We start from the raw sequence: 17921 nt of genomic DNA, 5'->3' as shown, positions 1-17921 counted from the left end.
ATGAGCAAGAAATATTTTGGTACTGACGGCATTCGTGGTCGCGTCGGGGAATATCCGATTACTCCTGACTTCATGCTCAAACTCGGCTGGGCTGCCGGTATGGCCTTTCGCAAGATGGGTGCCTGCAAGGTGCTGGTCGGGAAGGACACGCGGATTTCCGGCTACATGTTCGAATCGGCCCTTGAGGCTGGCCTGACATCCGCAGGTGCCGATGTGATGCTGCTGGGCCCGATGCCGACTCCGGCAATTGCCTACCTGTCGCGTACATTTCAGGCCGAGGCCGGAATCGTGATCAGCGCATCGCACAACCCGCATGACGATAACGGCATCAAGTTTTTCTCCGGCAGAGGTACCAAGCTGCCGGATGAGTTGGAGTTGATGATCGAAGAGCTGCTCGACACCCCTATGACGGTCGTCGAGTCGAGCAAGATCGGCAAGGTCTCGCGAATCAACGATGCTTCCGGTCGATATATTGAATTCTGCAAAAGCAGCGTACCGACCAACACCAGTTTTGCCGGTCTCAAGATCGTCATCGACTGTGCGCATGGAGCAACCTACAAGGTCGCACCTAGCGTTTTTCGCGAGCTGGGCGCCGAAGTCGTGGTGCTGTCTGCGCAGCCTAACGGTCTGAACATCAACGATAACTGTGGCTCCACTCATATGGGGCAGTTGCAGGCGGCGGTGCTGTCCGAGCACGCTGACCTTGGGATCGCATTCGATGGCGACGGCGACCGGGTGTTGATGGTTGATCACACGGGTGCGATTGTTGATGGCGATGAGCTGATCTTCATTATTGCGCGCGATCTGCATGAGCGAGGCAAGTTGCAGGGCGGTGTGGTCGGTACGCTGATGAGTAATCTGGGGCTGGAGCTGGCTCTGGCGGATCTGGGGATTCCTTTTGTCCGGGCAAATGTCGGCGACCGCTATGTGATTGCCGAATTGCTGGAGCGCGATTGGCTGATCGGGGGCGAGAACTCCGGACATGTTGTCTGCTTCAATCACACGACGACTGGCGATGCGATCATCGCGGCGTTGCAGGTTTTGATGGCGTTGAAAACCCGTAACGAAGGTTTGGCGCAAACTCGCCAGGCCCTGCGCAAGTGTCCTCAGGTGCTTATCAATGTGCGTTTCGGTGGTGGCGACAGCCCGCTTGAACATCCGGCTGTGAAGGAAGCCAGCAAGCGTGTGACCGAGGCGATGGCGGGTCGTGGTCGTGTGCTTTTGCGCAAGTCCGGGACAGAGCCTCTGGTGCGTGTGATGGTCGAAGGCGAGGACGAAACTCAGGTTCGTGGCTATGCCGAAGAACTGGCAAAACTGGTAACTGAAGTTTCTGCCTGATTCGGCTTGCCAGCCATGATTGTGTTGGGTAACATCTGCGCCCACTTTGACCGACGAGGTACAGCATGCGTCGCCCTATGGTAGCTGGTAACTGGAAGATGCACGGTACCCGCGCCAGCGTCGCTGAGCTGATCAACGGCCTTCGTCATCTGGCCTTGCCAAGCGGTGTTGATGTCGCGGTATTCCCGCCTTGCTTGTATATCAATCAAGTGATTGATGGCTTGAAAGGCAAATCGATTTCGGTCGGTGCGCAGAATTCTGCGGTGGAATCCATGCAAGGTGCGTTGACGGGCGAGATTGCGCCGAGTCAGTTGGTGGATGCAGGTTGTTCCCTGGTGCTTGTCGGGCACTCCGAACGCCGCCAGATCATGGGCGAGCGAGACGGAATGCTGAATCGCAAGTTCGCAGCGGCACAGGCATGTGGCTTGATTCCGGTGTTGTGTGTAGGGGAGACCCTGGAGCAGCGTGAAGCCGGAAAAACTCTTGAGGTTGTCGGGCGTCAGCTGGGCAGCATCATCGAGGAGCTGGGTGTCGGTGCTTTTGCCAACGCAGTGATCGCTTACGAGCCGGTCTGGGCGATTGGCACCGGGCTGACTGCAACGCCGCAACAGGCTCAGGATGTGCATAAAGCCATTCGCGAGCAGTTGGCGGCAGAGAATTCTGAAGTGGCACGAGGTGTGCGGCTTCTATACGGCGGCAGCGTGAAGGCGGCCAATGCGGTCGAACTGTTCGGCATGCCGGATATCGATGGGGGGCTCATTGGTGGAGCTTCCCTGAATGCAGATGAGTTCGGTGCGATTTGTCGCGCCGCGGGAAACTGAAAAAATGCTGGAAACAGTCGTAGTCGTTTTTCATCTGCTGGGTGCATTGGGCGTAGTTGCTCTGGTTTTGCTGCAGCAGGGTAAAGGTGCGGACGCTGGCGCGTCTTTCGGAGCAGGTGCTTCAAATACTGTGTTCGGAAGCCAAGGTTCCTCTACCTTTCTTAGTAAGTTTACTGCTATACTTGCCGCCGGTTTCTTCATAACCAGCTTGGGGTTAGGTTACTTTGCTAAAGAGAAGGCTCATCAGCTGACTCAGGCAGGTTTGCCAAACCCGGCAGTGTTGGAAGTTCCAAAGCAACAACCGGCTTCTGATGATGTCCCGGTGCTTCAAGAGCAAAAGTCGGCTACTCCAGCGACTGACGTACCTCCAGCTCAAGAGCAGAAGTAAGAAGGGTTTCAAACGTAGTATTGCCGAGGTGGTGGAATTGGTAGACACGCAACCTTGAGGTGGTTGTGCCCATAGGGTGTAGGGGTTCGAGTCCCCTTCTCGGTACCAATTAGTCAGGAGAGCCCGCTGTTGCGGGCTTTCTTGCAGGTGGAAGGTTACATTGACCCTATAAGGGATCGGTCGTATACTTCCGCCCCAGCTTTGTCGCGGGGTGGAGCAGTCTGGTAGCTCGTCGGGCTCATAACCCGAAGGTCGTCGGTTCAAATCCGGCCCCCGCAACCAGTTTAAGGAGCCCCTTTTAAGGGGCTTTTTGTTAGCTGGACACTTTCAACGCCGCTGTTCGACGGCGTTTCAAGGATGGGCGTTTCGCCCATTTTTTTATTTTGCATAGCATGCACATACATGCACGAGGGGGTTCAGGTGTCGAGCAAGCTAGAAGAGTTGCAGGCCTTGCTGGCCCCGGTGGTCGTGGCCCTAGGCTATGAATGCTGGGGTATTGAGTTTTCGGCTCAAGGTCGCCACTCAATGTTGCGCGTTTATATCGATAAGGAAGGCGGCGTACTGGTGGACGATTGCGCCATCGTCAGCCGTCAGATCAGCGGTGTGCTGGATGTTGAAGATCCGATCTCCGTTGAATACACCCTTGAAGTTTCCTCGCCAGGCATGGAACGCCCACTGTTCACTCTTGAGCAGTTTGCCAAATATGTCGGTGAACAAGTGAAGATCAAGCTGCGCTCGCCTTTTGAAGGTCGACGCAACTTTCAGGGCCTTCTGCGCGGTGTAGAAGAGCAGGACGTCGTGGTGCAGGTAGATGACCATGAGTTCCTGTTGCCGATCGATATGATCGACAAGGCCAACATTATTCCCAGTTTTGACTGAGACGCGGATCCCGCGGATCCAATGGCTTGCGAAAGGCGAGGCGTACGATGAGCAAAGAAGTACTGCTGGTTGTTGAGTCGGTATCCAATGAAAAGGGTGTACCGGCAAGCGTAATTTTTGAAGCGCTGGAGCTGGCTCTGGCCACTGCTACCAAAAAGCGTTTTGAAGACGAAGTTGATCTGCGTGTGGAAATCAACCGCCACACCGGTTCTTACGAAACTTTCCGTCGCTGGACGGTCGTCGAAGAGAATGATCTCGATGATCCGGCCATCGAAACCTGGCCGAGCAAGGTTGCTGAAACGCACCCTGGCGCCAAGGTTGGCGACGTCGTTGAAGAAAAGATCGAGTCCATCGAGTTCGGCCGCATCGCTGCGCAGACCGCCAAGCAGGTCATCGTGCAGAAAGTGCGCGAAGCCGAGCGCGCTCAAGTGGTTGACGCTTATCGCGAGCGCCTGGGAGAAATCATCTCCGGCACCGTGAAGAAAGTGACCCGCGACAACGTGATCGTCGACCTGGGTAATAACGCTGAAGCGTTGCTGGCCCGTGAAGACATCATCTCTCGCGAAACCTTCCGTGTTGGCGTGCGTCTGCGTGCGCTGCTCAAGGAAATCCGCACCGAGAACCGCGGCCCTCAGTTGATCCTGTCGCGTACCGCGCCGGAAATGCTGATCGAGCTGTTCCGTATCGAGGTGCCGGAAATCGCTGAAGGCCTGATCGAAGTCATGGCCGCATCCCGTGATCCGGGTTCGCGGGCCAAGATCGCTGTCCGTTCCAAGGACAAACGCATCGACCCGCAAGGCGCGTGCATCGGTATGCGCGGTTCGCGCGTCCAGGCCGTGTCGGGCGAGTTGGGTGGCGAGCGTGTCGACATCGTCCTGTGGGACGACAACCCGGCCCAGTTCGTGATCAATGCCATGTCGCCGGCAGAAGTGGCGGCCATCATCGTTGACGAAGATGCCCACGCCATGGACATCGCCGTTGGCGCAGACAATCTGGCTCAGGCCATCGGTCGTGGTGGTCAGAACGTGCGTCTGGCGAGCCAGCTGACTGGCTGGACCCTGAACGTGATGACCGAATCGGACATCCAGGCTAAGCAGCAAGCGGAAACCGGCGACATCCTGCGCAACTTCATCGACGAGCTGGAAGTCGACGAAGAACTGGCTCAGGTGCTGGTAGACGAAGGCTTCACCAGCCTGGAAGAGATTGCCTACGTACCGTTGGAAGAAATGCTCAACATCGACGGCTTTGACGAAGACATCGTCAACGAGCTTCGCGCTCGTGCCAAGGATCGCTTGTTGACCAAAGCCATCGCTACTGAGGAAAAGCTGGCAGACGCCCATCCGGCCGAAGACCTGCTCTCGCTTGAGGGTATGGACAAGGATTTGGCGATGGAACTGGCGGTGCGCGGCGTAATTACCCGCGAAGACCTGGCCGAGCAGTCTATTGACGACCTGCTCGACATCGACGGCATTGACGATGATCGTGCCGGCAAGTTGATCATGGCCGCCCGAGCCCACTGGTTCGAGTAATTAGGCGCGGCCTGAGGAGAGAAGTGCATGACGCAAGTCACGGTGAAACAACTGGCCGATGAGGTCAAAACACCGGTAGAGCGCCTGTTGCAGCAGATGCGTGAGGCAGGTCTGCCGCACACCGCCGCCGAAGAAAATGTGACTGACAGTGAGAAGCAATCCCTGCTGACCCACTTGAAAAGCAGCCACAAGGCGAAAGTGGAAGAACCACGCAAGATCACGCTGCAGCGTAAAACCACCAGCACCCTGCGTGTGGCTGGCAGCAAAAGCATCAGCGTTGAAGTCCGCAAGAAGAAAGTTTTCGTACAGCGTAGCCCGGAAGAAATCGAAGCCGAGCGCAAGCGTGAACTGGATGAACGTCGCGCAGTAGAAAATGCTGCCCGTCAGAAGGCTGAAGAAGAAGCCCGCGTTCGCGCCGAAGAAGAAGCGCGTCGTCAGCCTGCTGCGCCGTCCGCTCCTGCCGAAGCCGTCGCTGCTCCTGCGCCAGTGGCCGAACCCGTGCGCGAAGCCGCGCCGGTTGTGGCTGCTGCCCCAGCTGCCGACACTCGCAAGCGTGACGAACAGCGCCGTCCGGACAAGCCACGTGCCGACGACAACAACCGTCGTGGCGGTGGTGATGGCGAGCGCAAAAACGCTCCGCATCGCGCATCGGTCAAGGAAAAGGCTCCGGCTCCACGTGTGGCGCCACGCACTACCGACGAAGAAAGCGATGGCTTCCGTCGCGGCGGTCGCGGCAAGGCCAAGCTGAAGAAACGCAACGCCCACGGTTTCCAGAGCCCTACCGGCCCTGTCGTGCGTGAAGTGAAGATCGGCGAAACCATCACTGTTGGCGATCTCGCTCAGCAGATGTCGGTGAAGGCTGCCGAAATCATCAAGTTCATGTTCAAACTGGGTACTCCAGCGACCATCAACCAGGTGCTTGATCAGGAAACTGCTCAACTGGTAGCCGAAGAACTGGGCCACAAAGTGACCCTGGTCAGCGACACCGCCCTGGAAGATTCCCTGGCCGAGTCCCTGAAGTTCGAAGGTGAAGCGGTTCCTCGTGCGCCGGTTGTGACCGTAATGGGTCACGTTGACCACGGTAAGACCTCGCTGCTCGACTACATCCGTCGTGCCAAGGTAGCTGCTGGCGAAGCCGGCGGTATCACCCAGCACATCGGTGCATACCACGTTGAAACCGAACGCGGCATGGTCACCTTCCTCGACACCCCTGGTCACGCCGCGTTTACCGCCATGCGTGCCCGTGGTGCCAAGGCGACGGACATCGTGATCCTGGTGGTTGCGGCGGACGACGGTGTGATGCCACAAACCATCGAAGCTGTTCAGCACGCTGTTGCTGCTGGTGTTCCGCTGGTAGTTGCGGTGAACAAGATCGACAAGCCGGGTGCAGATCTCGATCGCATCCGTAGCGAACTGTCGGCCCACGGCGTGACCTCTGAAGACTGGGGTGGCGACACTCCATTCGTTCCGGTTTCCGCGAAGATGGGTACCGGCGTCGACGAACTGCTCGAAGCTGTATTGCTGCAGGCCGAAGTTCTCGAACTGACCGCCACTCCTTCGGCCCCTGGCCGTGGTGTCGTGGTTGAATCGCGTCTCGACAAGGGCCGTGGCCCGGTGGCGACTGTCCTGGTTCAGGACGGTACGCTGCGTCAAGGCGACATGGTGCTGGTCGGCTCGAACTATGGCCGCGTGCGCGCCATGCTCGACGAGAACGGCAAGCCGATCAAGGAAGCGGGCCCGGCCATTCCGGTCGAGATCCTCGGTCTGGACGGTACGCCTGACGCCGGCGACGAGATGAGCGTGGTTGCCGACGAGAAGAAAGCCCGTGAAGTGGCTCTGTTCCGTCAAGGCAAGTTCCGCGAAGTCAAACTGGCTCGCGCTCACGCCGGCAAGCTGGAAAACATCTTCGAAAGCATGGGTCAGGAAGAGAAGAAGACGCTCAACATCGTCCTCAAATCCGACGTCCGTGGTTCGCTGGAAGCTTTGCAGGGCGCTCTGAACGGCCTGGGCAACGACGAAGTGCAAGTGCGCGTGGTCGGTGGCGGCGTCGGTGGTATCACCGAATCCGATGCCAACCTGGCACTGGCTTCCAACGCTGTACTGTTCGGCTTCAACGTGCGTGCCGATGCCGGCGCACGGAAGATCGTCGAGCAGGAAGGTCTGGACATGCGTTACTACAACGTGATCTACGACATCATCGAAGACGTCAAGAAAGCCCTGACCGGTATGCTTGGCAGCGATGTTCGCGAGAACATCCTCGGTGTGGCCGAAGTCCGTGACGTATTCCGTTCGCCTAAGTTCGGCGCCATCGCCGGCTGCATGGTGATCGAGGGTACTGTTCACCGTAACCGTCCGATCCGTGTACTGCGTGAAGACATCGTTATCTTCGAAGGCGAGCTGGAATCCCTGCGCCGCTTCAAGGATGACGCTTCCGAAGTACGTGCCGGCATGGAATGCGGTATCGGCGTGAAGAGCTACAACGACGTCAAAGTCGGCGACAAGATCGAAGTCTTCGAGAAGGTTCAGGTTGCTCGCAGCCTCTGACTCGCGCACTTCAAGGGCCACGTCGGGCCGCCGCATGCAAGTGCGCGGCACGGCGTCAGGACTCTAAACGCAACGCCCGGTCTGGCTTTTGTCAGGCCGGGCGTTTGCCGCTTTCAGACCTTGCGGGTTTCACCGCGGGGCAGTAACAGGTAACAAATCATGGCAAAAGAATACAGCCGTACCCAACGTATCGGCGATCAGATGCAGCGTGAGCTGGCCCAGCTGATCCGTCGTGAAGTCAAAGACCCGCGCGTCGGCCTGGTCACCATTACCGCTGTGGAAGTCAGCCGTGACGTCGGTCACGCGAAGATCTTCATCACTGTGATGGGACAGGACAACGCCGAAGACATCGCGCAAAGCATCAAGGTGCTCAACGCAGCTGCCGGTTTCCTGCGCATGCAGCTGGCCCGCGAAATGAAGCTGCGCAGCGTGCCGCAATTGCACTTCCACTACGACGAAAGCGTCGTGCGTGGTGCGCACCTGTCGGCCCTGATCGAGCGCGCCGTGGCTGAGGACAATCAGCACGTGGCTGCGGCAGAACCCGAAGACACCAAGGAGTAACTCGGTGGCTCAGGTCAAACGTATCCGTCGTAACGTCAGCGGCATCATCCTGCTCGACAAGCCGCTGGGGTTCACCTCCAACGCCGCGTTGCAGAAGGTTCGCTGGTTGCTCAACGCCGAGAAGGCCGGTCACACCGGCAGTCTCGACCCACTGGCCACCGGTGTTCTGCCGCTGTGCTTTGGCGAGGCGACCAAGTTCTCGCAGTACCTGCTCGATTCCGACAAGGGTTACGAAACCCTGGCGCAACTGGGCAAGACCACCACCACGGCGGACGCCGAGGGCGAGGTTTTGCAGGAGCGCCCGGTGACCGTTGGTCAGGCCGACATTGAAGCGGTTCTGCCGAAATTTCGTGGGCAAATCAGTCAGATACCGCCGATGTACTCCGCTCTCAAGCGTGATGGCCAGCCGTTGTACAAGTTGGCTCGTGCAGGCGAAGTAGTGGAGCGCGAACCGCGTTCTGTTACTATTGCGCGCTTGGAATTGCTGGCCTTCGAAGGCGATACTGCGCGTCTTGCGGTGGATTGCAGCAAGGGCACCTATATTCGCACCCTGGTGGAGGATATCGGTGAGCAACTCGGTTGTGGTGCGTACGTCGCTGAACTGCGTCGTACCCAGGCCGGGCCTTTCACCCTGGCGCAGACCGTGACCCTCGAAGAGCTGGAAGCGGTACATGCCGAAGGCGGCAACGAAGCGGTCGACCGCTTCCTGATGCCATCGGACAGCGGCCTGCAGGATTGGCCGTTGCTGCAGTTCTCGGAAGCGAGCGCGTTCTACTGGCTCAACGGCCAGCCGGTACGTGCCCCGGATGCTCCGAAGTTTGGCATGGTGCGGGTACAGGATCACAACGGTCGCTTCATCGGTATCGGTGAAGTGAGCGAAGACGGGCGCATCGCGCCGCGTCGACTGATTCGGTCAGAATGACCGGAAACCGGTCTGTGTAACAGCAGGCCGGCGAGTGTGGCTGTCAACAGGCACGGTCACTACTCATTTATAGATACAGGGATTTGTCCCTGGCCTGTTGAAACTGTTTTTGAAACAGTTTCCTGATAAAAGGATTGCCTCATGGCTCTCGACGTTCAAGAAAAAGCTCAAATCGTTGCCGACTACCAGCAAGCTGTTGGTGACACTGGTTCGCCAGAAGTGCAAGTTGCACTGCTGACCGCCAACATCAACAAACTGCAAGGTCACTTCAAGGCCAACGGTAAAGACCACCACTCCCGTCGTGGTCTGATCCGCATGGTTAACCAGCGTCGCAAGCTGCTGGACTACCTGAAAGGCAAGGACGTGAGCCGTTACAGCGCTCTGATCGCTCGCCTGGGTCTGCGTCGCTAATCAGCGATTGCGCTATGAGGTTGGTTGTCTGTCAGACGTCAGCGGGTTTCCGCCGGCGTCCGGCAGGCTCCCAGCCTCAAGTTTTATCTGGATACACGTTTTACCCTGGACAGGCGTTGGGCCGATTCCCGACATTGCCCAAGAATTTCGCAAGAAACCAGTTCCCCCAAGAGCCACAAAGAAGGTAGGACACCGTGAACCCGGTAATCAAAAAATTCCAGTTCGGTCAGTCGACCGTTACCCTCGAGACTGGCCGTATCGCCCGTCAGGCCTCCGGCGCAGTATTGGTCACCGTTGACGACGACGTCAGCGTATTGGTGACCGTAGTCGGTGCCAAGCAAGCCGATCCGGGCAAGGGCTTCTTCCCTCTGTCCGTTCACTACCAGGAAAAGACTTACGCTGCCGGTAAGATCCCTGGCGGTTTCTTCAAGCGTGAAGGCCGTCCTTCCGAGAAAGAAACCCTGACTTCCCGACTGATCGACCGTCCGATCCGTCCGCTGTTCCCGGAAGGTTTCATGAACGAAGTGCAGGTTGTCTGCACCGTCGTTTCCACCAGCAAGAAGACCGATCCGGACATCGCTGCGATGATCGGTACCTCGGCTGCCCTGGCGATCTCCGGCATTCCTTTCGACGGCCCGATCGGCGCCGCTCGCGTTGCCTTCCACGAAAGCACCGGCTACCTGCTGAACCCGACCTACGAGCAGCAAGCTGCTTCGAGCCTGGACATGGTTGTTGCCGGTACTTCGGACGCCGTGCTGATGGTTGAATCGGAAGCCAAAGAGCTGACCGAAGACCAGATGCTGGGCGCGGTACTGTTTGCTCACGACGAGTTCCAGGTCGTAATCAACGCCGTTAAAGAACTGGCTGCCGAAGCGGCCAAGCCAACCTGGACCTGGGCACCTGCTCCAGAAGCCACCGAGCTGCTGGCTGCTATCCGTTCCGAGTTCGGCGAAGCGATCTCCCAGGCTTACACCATCACCATCAAGGCCGACCGTTATGCGCGTCTGGGCGAGCTGCGTGACCAGGTTGTTGCCAAGCTGTCCGGTGAAGAAGGCCAACCTTCGGCTTCCGACGTCAAAGCTGCTTTCGGCGAAATCGAATACCGCACCGTTCGCGAAAACATCGTTAACGGTAAGCCACGTATCGACGGTCGCGACACCCGCACCGTACGTCCGCTGAACATCGAAGTCGGCGTTCTGCCGAAGACCCACGGTTCGGCACTGTTCACCCGTGGCGAAACCCAGGCTCTGGTAGTCGCGACTCTGGGCACCGCCCGTGACGCACAACTGCTGGACACTCTGGAAGGCGAGAAAAAAGACCCGTTCATGCTGCACTACAACTTCCCTCCGTTCTCGGTGGGCGAGTGTGGTCGCATGGGTGGCGCCGGTCGTCGCGAAATCGGTCACGGCCGCCTGGCCCGTCGTTCGGTTTCGGCCATGCTGCCAGCCGCTGACGTGTTCCCGTACACCATCCGTGTAGTTTCGGAAATCACCGAATCCAACGGTTCGAGCTCGATGGCTTCCGTTTGCGGCGCTTCCCTGGCCCTGATGGACGCTGGTGTTCCAATGAAGGCACCGGTTGCCGGTATCGCCATGGGTCTGGTTAAAGAAGGCGAGAAGTTCGCCGTCCTGACCGACATCCTGGGTGACGAAGACCACCTGGGCGACATGGACTTCAAAGTAGCCGGTACCGCCAAAGGCGTGACCGCGCTGCAGATGGACATCAAGATCAAGGGCATCACCGAAGAGATCATGGAAATCGCTCTGGGCCAAGCCCTGGAAGCGCGCCTGAACATCCTCGGCCAGATGAACCAGATCATCGGCCAGTCGCGTACCGAACTGTCGGCCAACGCTCCGACCATGATCGCGATGAAGATCGACACCGACAAGATCCGTGACGTTATCGGTAAAGGTGGCGCGACCATCCGTGCGATCTGCGAAGAAACCAAGGCTTCGATCGACATCGAAGACGACGGTTCGATCAAGATCTTCGGCGAAACCAAGGAAGCGGCTGAAGCAGCACGTCAGCGCGTTCTGGGCATCACCGCAGAGGCCGAGATCGGCAAGATCTACGTCGGCAAGGTTGAGCGCATCGTCGACTTCGGCGCATTCGTCAACATCCTGCCGGGCAAGGACGGTCTGGTTCACATCTCGATGCTGAGCGACGCTCGCGTAGAGAAAGTGACCGACATCCTGAAAGAAGGCCAGGAAGTGGAAGTGCTGGTACTGGACGTGGACAACCGCGGCCGTATCAAGCTGTCCATCAAAGACGTGGCAGCGGCCAAGGCCTCGGGCGTTTAATCACCCCGCAGCGTTAGCCCAATAAAAATGCCCCGCCGTGAAAACGGCGGGGCATTTTTTTGTCCGTGAAATATCGAGTCATTCGACGAAGTTGCCGACCTGCAAGACCAGTGCTAGGTTTAGCCCACCGCCCGTGTAGCTCAGCCGGTAGAGCAGCGCACTCGTAACGCGAAGGTCGCAGGTTCGATTCCTGTCTCGGGCACCACTTCCCCTTATTTCACCTTGCGGCTCAACTCCTCGACGGTGCGCTTGAGTTGATCCATCGCGCGATCCTGATCGTTGAGTTTCTGCTTCAGGCTGGAAATTTCGCTGTTGTTCGAGCTGGAGCTGGAACCGCTATTGCGTTTGAGGTCTTCAACCTGACGGCCGAGCGTATCGAGCTGACGATCCTGTTCCTTGACCTTGTTCTTCAGATCTTCAATCTCCCTGCCACTCGAGCTCGAACTGGAACCGCTGCTGCGCTTGAATTCTTCAATCTGACGCGACTGCTCGTTGATGGTGTCGCGCATCTTTTTCAGCTCCTCGACTCCGATGCCGCTCTTGATCACGACGTCTTTGCCGAAATCGTTGTGAATGGCGGAGATCTGGTCGCCATAGGAAGGGCTGCTGCTACTCAATTCAACTGCCATTGCGCTGGCCGGCAGGGCCAGGGTGCCCAGCAGGGCGGTCAAAGTGGTGGCGGACACAACAGAAGAAATCTTCGAAAAGCTGCGCATCACTGGGTTTCCTTGTGAACAGCGAAGGTGAGTGCCGATATGGCACATCGCTATGACTTGAAAATCCGGTTTATGTTCCGCAGGTCAACTTTTTGTGGGAGAGATGTAAAGTCCCGTGTAATTCGCTCGCCAAACGTCCTATATTCGTTGTCTGCATGAGCATCGCCCAGCAGTTTTCAGATGATCCCGAATGGTTCCGAAGGCCGGACAGTCCGCGTCAGAGAGATCCTTGATGATCCACATCCATCTTCCATTCTTATGATCAGCGAGAACGCCATGACCGAGTTAACTCAAGAGCAACGCCACGAACAAGCGCTGGAAAAGTACAAACTTGATGCGCCTGAGCTGATGGACGAGATCAAGGATCTCACTCCCGATGATCAGAAAGACCAGATCCAGTGGGCGTTCGAAGACGAAGCCGAAGCCCAGGGCCTGCAACCTTGGGAGTTGACCCTCAAGTACACCAGCACGCCTGAGGAGTTCGAGGCCAAGCGCCTGGAACTGCACAAGGAAGCGGCCGAAGTGTTGGGTGTCGAGTGGGATGAATACTGCGAGATGAATAATCTGGTGGTCTGAAACAAAAACGCCAGCCTCGAAAGGGCTGGCGTTTTTTATTGCGTGATCGACTCAGATGCTCAGGCGCATCGACAGGTCCACGGCCTTCACATCCTTGGTCATCGCGCCGATCGAGATGTAATCCACCCCGGTCTGTGCGATGGGCAGCAGCGTGCTTTCGTTGATGCCGCCACTGGCTTCCAGTTTTGCCTTGCCGCCGTTCAGGCGCACGGCTTCGCGCATGTCATCGAGGCTCAGTTCGTCGAGCATGATGATGTCGGCACCAGCGGCCAGCGCCTCCTTCAGCTCCTCCAGACTTTCCACTTCGATTTCCACCGGTTTGCCCGGGGCGATCTTGTGTGCAGCGGCAATCGCCTGCGGGATGCCACCGCTGGCGGCGATGTGGTTTTCCTTGATCAGGAACGCGTCGTACAGGCCGATGCGATGGTTATGGCAACCGCCGCAGGTGACCGCGTATTTCTGCGCCAGACGCAGGCCCGGCAGGGTCTTGCGGGTGTCGAGCAATTTCACCGAAGTCTCGGCAACGAAGTCCGCCAGGTACTGCGCGCGGGTCGCCACGCCCGACAGCAATTGCAGGAAGTTCAGTGCGCTGCGTTCACCGGTCAGCAGTGAACGGGCAGGTCCCTCCAGATGAAACAGCGGCTGATTCGGCGAAACCCGTTCGCCATCGCGCACCTGCCAATGCACCGCCACCCGTGGATCGAGCTGACGAAACACCGCATCGACCCAAGCCGTGCCACTGATGACGGCGGCGTCGCGGGTGATGATGGTGGCTTTGGCCAGGCGTTCGGCCGGGATCAGTTGCGCGGTGATGTCGCCGCTGCCGATGTCTTCGAGCAACGCACGGCGCACGTTGGCTTCGATTTCGGCGGTCAAATCGGCGAGACGTAGATTCGGCATAACGGGCTCCACAAACTAAGTGGCCCGATTATAGGGGCATGGCGTCGGCCAACCCAAGGCGAGAACAGCCACGCAGCGCTGCATCCGGTCGATTTTCTTTGAGCAAACCCGTTTCTGTCGTGGTCACTGCAAGTTGTCGGCGCATAGGGGAAACCCTGACGGCTCTGGCGCCGGGGACATCTTTTGCAAGATAATCCGCCTTGCATTTGACGCCATGAGTTTGACGTCGGCAAATCACCGTTTCAGGAGGCTTGGATGCACAACGACGGGAATGTAGTGCCTCTGCACAAGGCCACTACCGATCAGGCGACTCATTCGCCGCTCGCCCGCCTGCCTGTGATTCTGCTTCAGGTTCGCGACAAGGCTGCCCAGCGCCTGCGCAACGGTTTGCAGGAGCTGTTCGATAACGCCGACGACACCCTGTTCGAAATGGCCGACCGGGCGCGTAACGACGTCGAGCAGAACATCTTTTTCGAAGCCATGCGCGACCTGCGCCTCAAGCGCAAGAACATCGAGCGCGGGTTTCTCGAGCAGTTCTTCGAAGCCTTTGTCGGCCTCACTCAATTCGATCCCGTCCCCACCGTCCTCTCTCATGCTTTGCAGAATGAGGACAGCACCGCGCGCACTGACGACATGGAGCGCAACGTCGCGGTCGAGACCATGGTCGGCCGCGTGCTGAATCGCGACGGGTTCGCCCTCGATCAACTGACCGCGCGATTCAATGCGCTGTTGGGCAAGACCCTGGACGATCAATACAACCCGCTGGGCCCGGCGATGCTTTGCGAATACTTCCTGCAGGCGGGGCGCAATCTGGGGGTGGAGATCAAGGTCAAACTGATCCTGCTCAAACTGTTCGAGCGCTATGTGCTGGCCGATACCGATCAACTCTACGCCGAAGCCAATCAACTGCTGATCGCCACGGGCGTGTTGCCCGAGCTCAAACCGGCACCGGCCCGTCGCGCCATCGATCAGGCCGTGGCCAGCGTGCAGAGCGAATTCGAGGGCGTCGACAAAACCCAGACCGATGCCGGCGTGCAGGAGGTCTTCGCCGCGTTGCAGGAGTTGCTGCTGCACGTGCGCGGCACGGTTGCGCCGACCCTTGAACCCAGCGCCCCGGCGCAGCCGATTTCCACCCGCGACTTGCTGCGCCTGCTCTCGCACTTGCAGCAATATGTACCGGCGCTGGCGGTGCAGGACGACTTCGATCTGCGTCATCAGCTTGAACAGTTGCTGACCCGAGTGAGCGTGCGCAGCGGCAAATCACGAATCGTCGGCGGGGCGGACGAGGACGTGATCAATCTGGTGGCCATGGTCTTCGACTGCATCCTCGATGATCGCAACCTGCCGGATTCGCTCAAGGCGCTGATCGCCCGGTTGCAGATCCCGATGTTGAAGGTCGCGGTGATCGACAAAAGCTTCTTCAGCCGCAGCAGCCACCCGGCGCGTCGCCTGCTCAATGAAATCGCCGAAGCGGCGATGGGTTGGGGCGAGTGCGACGGCAATGCACGCGACAGCCTGTACCTGCGCATCGAGCAAGTGGTGCAGCGCCTGCTGACGGATTTCGTCGATGACCCGGCGATTTTTTCCGAGTTGCTGGCGGACTTCCTCGCCTTCACCAGTGACGAACGCCGTCGTAGCGAATTGCTTGAACAGCGTTTGCGCGATGCCGAAGAGGGCCGGGCGAAAACCGAACTGGCCCGCCAGCGGGTCGAGCAGGCGCTGAATCAGGCGTTGCTGGGCAAAGTTCTGCCACCGTCGGTAGTGACGTTCGTACAGGAAGCCTGGAGCAAGGTGTTGCTGCTGACCTGCCTCAAGCATGGCGATCAGTCTGCCGAATGGCAGGCCGACGTGCAGACCATGGAGCAATTGATCTGGAGCGTGCAGCGCCACGACGACGCCGAAGCCGGTCTGCGTCTATTGGCGCTGGTGCCGGGGTTGCTCAAGTCATTGCGCGACGGCCTGAGCAGCTCGGCCTTCGATCCGTTTGCCACCAGCGGCTTTTTCAGTGAGCTGGAAGCGCTGCATGTGCGCCTGCTCGAACCGTCCAGCGAGCCGGATCTGACCGCGTTGCCGGAAATGATCGAAGTGTCGCAGGCGATTGTCTTGCAGATGGCCGACGACGGCCTCCAGCCACGCACGCCGGCGCGTTTGCCGGCCGACGACGTAGGTTTGCGTCAAGTCGACCAGTTGCGCCTGGGCAGTTGGGTGGCGTTCGAGGAAGACGAAGAACACACCCTGCGCTGCAAACTGGCGGCGATCATCGAGGCCACCAACAAGTACGTGTTCGTCGACCGCACCGGGATGAAAGTGCTTGAGCGCGATCGCACGGAACTGGCCCTGGCGTTCCGTCGCGGTGCGGTGCGGGCGCTGGACGACACCTTGCTGTTCGACCGGGCGCTGGAGTCGGTGCTCGGCAATCTGCGGCGGCTCAATCGCGGCAAGTGATCGCGCGCCGGGGGCCGATCACGGCATACTGGTCGCCAACACAGTCGGCGTTGAAGGAATCGGTATGCAGTTGGATCCCGCAAGCGGGTGGTGTCACGGGGTACAGGTCTGCCCTTCGCCCAACTTCAATGAACGCCCGGCGGGCGAAGTCTCCCTGTTGGTCATCCACAACATCAGCCTGCCACCGGCGCAGTTCGCCACCGGCAAGGTGCAGGAATTTTTCCAGAATCGTCTGGATGTCACGGAACATCCCTACTTTGCCGGGATCGCCGACCTGCGCGTGTCTGCGCATTTTCTGATCGAACGTGACGGCAAGGTCACCCAGTTTGTCTCCTGTCTTGAGCGTGCCTGGCATGCCGGTGTTTCGGTGTTCGAGGGACGGGAAACCTGTAACGATTTTTCGCTGGGCATCGAGTTGGAAGGCACCGATGATCTGCCGTTCACCGATGCGCAGTATCAGGCGTTGATCCTGCTGACCCGCCATTTGCAAAAAGCGTTTCCGGCGATCACTGTCGAGCGCATCTGCGGGCACAGCGACATCGCCCCCGGACGCAAGACCGACCCCGGACCCGCATTCGACTGGGCACGCTACCGCGCCGCCCTGGCACAAGAGGAAGGACAATGAGTTTTCTGGTGTTACTGCTGGCGGTATGGATCGAGAAGTTCTCGGCCCTGCGCCAACGGGTTCAACGCGATGGCGGATGGATCCGCGAACTGCACAAGCTTGAAACCGGCGGGCTGGCCAAACAGCCGTGGCTGGTGCTGACCGTCCTGGTACTGTTGCCGGTGGCGCTGCTGGGATTGCTGCTGGTGGTGCTGGACCCGGTGGCCTACGGTCTGCTGGCGTTGCCGGTGCATTTGCTGGTGGTGATTTACAGTCTGGGGCGTGGCGATCTGCTCGGCGAACTCGGGCCGTTTCGCGACGCCTGGCGCCGTGAGGATCTACAGGCCGCCGCCCATGTGGCCAAGCGTGATCTGAACATCTGCGCTGAAAGCGGCGAACAATTGCTGGAGCAAGTGCAACGGCATCTGTTGTGGCAGGCCTACCAGAGTTTCTTTGCGGTGATTTTCTGGTATTTCCTGCTCGGCCCGGTCGCGGCACTCAGCTATCGCCTGCTGGCGCTGGCGGAAGAACACGCCCAGAACCCGGCGGTGGCCGAGCGGGCAGGGCAACTGCGTCACGCCTTCGACTGGGTGCCGGTGCGCCTGCTGGCGGCGAGCCTTGCCCTGGTCGGCAATTTCGTCGCGGTCAGCCGGGTGATGCTGCATGAGCTGCTGAACTGGAACATCAGCGCTGCGCAACTGATCAACAAGGTCGGGCTGGCTGCCGGGGAAATCCCGCCGGCCGCTGTCGGCCCCGAAGGCATCAACACCCTCGACTGCCTGTGGGAACTGCTGCTGCGAGCGGCGGTGCTGTGGTATGCCGGCTTCGCCCTGTGGACAGTGCTGGCGTAGGCCGTTCGCGTGACGAGGGGGGCAATCCCCCTCGTTAACCTTAAGTTACAAAACCTCCCTTCGATTTGAGCTATACAGAGATAGCGCCCGATAGTGGCTATCTGCTGTCGCCCCGCGCCTGCCAATAAAAACAAGA

Annotated in this window: 16 protein-coding genes and 3 tRNA genes; 17 read left to right on the top strand and 2 right to left on the bottom strand. The window is 58.9% G+C overall.

What is annotated here, in order from left to right:
- The 13 genes from glmM (at position 1) to PMI24_RS10810 (ending at position 11898) form a co-directional block, all read left to right on the top strand.
- The gene (glmM, locus tag PMI24_RS10870) at positions 1-1338 is read left to right on the top strand and encodes a phosphoglucosamine mutase (protein WP_007953745.1); all 1338 of its coding nucleotides are present in this window, start codon (positions 1-3) and stop codon (positions 1336-1338) included.
- A gap of 65 nt (positions 1339-1403) precedes the next feature.
- On the top strand, positions 1404-2159 hold the full coding sequence (gene tpiA, locus PMI24_RS10865) for a triose-phosphate isomerase (RefSeq protein ID WP_007953744.1): 756 nt from the start codon (positions 1404-1406) through the stop codon (positions 2157-2159).
- 4 nt (positions 2160-2163) lie between these two features.
- Positions 2164-2547 carry a preprotein translocase subunit SecG gene (secG, locus tag PMI24_RS10860; protein WP_011332406.1) on the top strand — a complete coding sequence of 128 codons (384 nt, stop codon included), beginning with the start codon at positions 2164-2166 and terminating at the stop codon, positions 2545-2547.
- Positions 2548-2569: 22 nt separating this feature from the next.
- Positions 2570-2655 (top strand) — tRNA-Leu (locus PMI24_RS10855).
- Between the two features lie 97 nt (positions 2656-2752).
- Positions 2753-2829: transfer RNA gene (locus tag PMI24_RS10850), tRNA-Met, on the top strand.
- Between the two features lie 138 nt (positions 2830-2967).
- Positions 2968-3426, top strand: a complete 459-nt coding sequence (gene rimP, locus PMI24_RS10845; protein ID WP_039769696.1) for a ribosome maturation factor RimP — start codon at positions 2968-2970, stop codon at positions 3424-3426.
- A 47-nt stretch (positions 3427-3473) separates the two neighbouring features.
- Positions 3474-4955, top strand: a complete 1482-nt coding sequence (gene nusA, locus PMI24_RS10840) for a transcription termination factor NusA (protein WP_003221546.1) — start codon at positions 3474-3476, stop codon at positions 4953-4955.
- Between the two features lie 27 nt (positions 4956-4982).
- The gene (infB, locus tag PMI24_RS10835; protein ID WP_007953742.1) at positions 4983-7499 is read left to right on the top strand and encodes a translation initiation factor IF-2; all 2517 of its coding nucleotides are present in this window, start codon (positions 4983-4985) and stop codon (positions 7497-7499) included.
- A 159-nt stretch (positions 7500-7658) separates the two neighbouring features.
- Complete coding sequence (gene rbfA, locus PMI24_RS10830; RefSeq protein ID WP_007953741.1) at positions 7659-8060, top strand: 30S ribosome-binding factor RbfA; 402 nt, start codon at positions 7659-7661, stop codon at positions 8058-8060.
- A gap of 4 nt (positions 8061-8064) precedes the next feature.
- Positions 8065-8982, top strand: coding sequence for a tRNA pseudouridine(55) synthase TruB (truB, locus tag PMI24_RS10825; protein ID WP_007953739.1), 918 nt, complete (start codon positions 8065-8067; stop codon positions 8980-8982).
- 141 nt (positions 8983-9123) lie between these two features.
- On the top strand, positions 9124-9393 hold the full coding sequence (gene rpsO, locus PMI24_RS10820; protein ID WP_011332409.1) for a 30S ribosomal protein S15: 270 nt from the start codon (positions 9124-9126) through the stop codon (positions 9391-9393).
- Between the two features lie 194 nt (positions 9394-9587).
- Positions 9588-11693 carry a polyribonucleotide nucleotidyltransferase gene (gene pnp, locus PMI24_RS10815; RefSeq protein ID WP_007953735.1) on the top strand — a complete coding sequence of 702 codons (2106 nt, stop codon included), beginning with the start codon at positions 9588-9590 and terminating at the stop codon, positions 11691-11693.
- Positions 11694-11822: 129 nt separating this feature from the next.
- A tRNA-Thr gene (locus PMI24_RS10810) sits at positions 11823-11898 on the top strand.
- A 7-nt stretch (positions 11899-11905) separates the two neighbouring features.
- On the opposite strand, the gene PMI24_RS10805 is transcribed toward PMI24_RS10810, so the two are convergent.
- Entirely contained in the window at positions 11906-12409 is a 504-nt protein-coding gene (locus PMI24_RS10805; protein WP_007953733.1) for a hypothetical protein, read from the bottom strand.
- Between the two features lie 276 nt (positions 12410-12685).
- Between PMI24_RS10805 and PMI24_RS10800 the strand changes: the two genes are divergently transcribed.
- Positions 12686-12985 carry a DUF6388 family protein gene (locus PMI24_RS10800; RefSeq protein WP_007953731.1) on the top strand — a complete coding sequence of 100 codons (300 nt, stop codon included), beginning with the start codon at positions 12686-12688 and terminating at the stop codon, positions 12983-12985.
- A gap of 51 nt (positions 12986-13036) precedes the next feature.
- Here PMI24_RS10800 and nadC read toward each other — a convergent pair whose 3' ends face one another.
- Entirely contained in the window at positions 13037-13885 is an 849-nt protein-coding gene (nadC, locus tag PMI24_RS10795; RefSeq protein ID WP_007953729.1) for a carboxylating nicotinate-nucleotide diphosphorylase, read from the bottom strand.
- 255 nt (positions 13886-14140) lie between these two features.
- On the opposite strand from nadC, the gene PMI24_RS10790 reads away from it, so the two are divergent.
- The 3 genes from PMI24_RS10790 (at position 14141) to ampE (ending at position 17785) form a co-directional block, all read left to right on the top strand.
- Positions 14141-16330, top strand: a complete 2190-nt coding sequence (locus tag PMI24_RS10790; RefSeq protein ID WP_007953726.1) for a DUF1631 domain-containing protein — start codon at positions 14141-14143, stop codon at positions 16328-16330.
- Between the two features lie 64 nt (positions 16331-16394).
- On the top strand, positions 16395-16955 hold the full coding sequence (gene ampD, locus PMI24_RS10785) for a 1,6-anhydro-N-acetylmuramyl-L-alanine amidase AmpD (protein ID WP_007953724.1): 561 nt from the start codon (positions 16395-16397) through the stop codon (positions 16953-16955).
- The gene (gene ampE / locus PMI24_RS10780) at positions 16952-17785 is read left to right on the top strand and encodes a regulatory signaling modulator protein AmpE (protein ID WP_007953723.1); all 834 of its coding nucleotides are present in this window, start codon (positions 16952-16954) and stop codon (positions 17783-17785) included. Before ampD ends, ampE begins: the two co-directional genes overlap by 4 nt.
- The last annotated feature ends 136 nt before the right edge of the window (positions 17786-17921 follow it).

This window comes from Pseudomonas sp. GM25 (assembly GCF_000282255.1).
Lineage (GTDB): Bacteria > Pseudomonadota > Gammaproteobacteria > Pseudomonadales > Pseudomonadaceae > Aquipseudomonas > Aquipseudomonas aphyarum.
The sequence above is the reverse complement of the archived record's forward strand: the minus strand, read 5'-3'. Positions and strand labels throughout refer to the sequence as shown.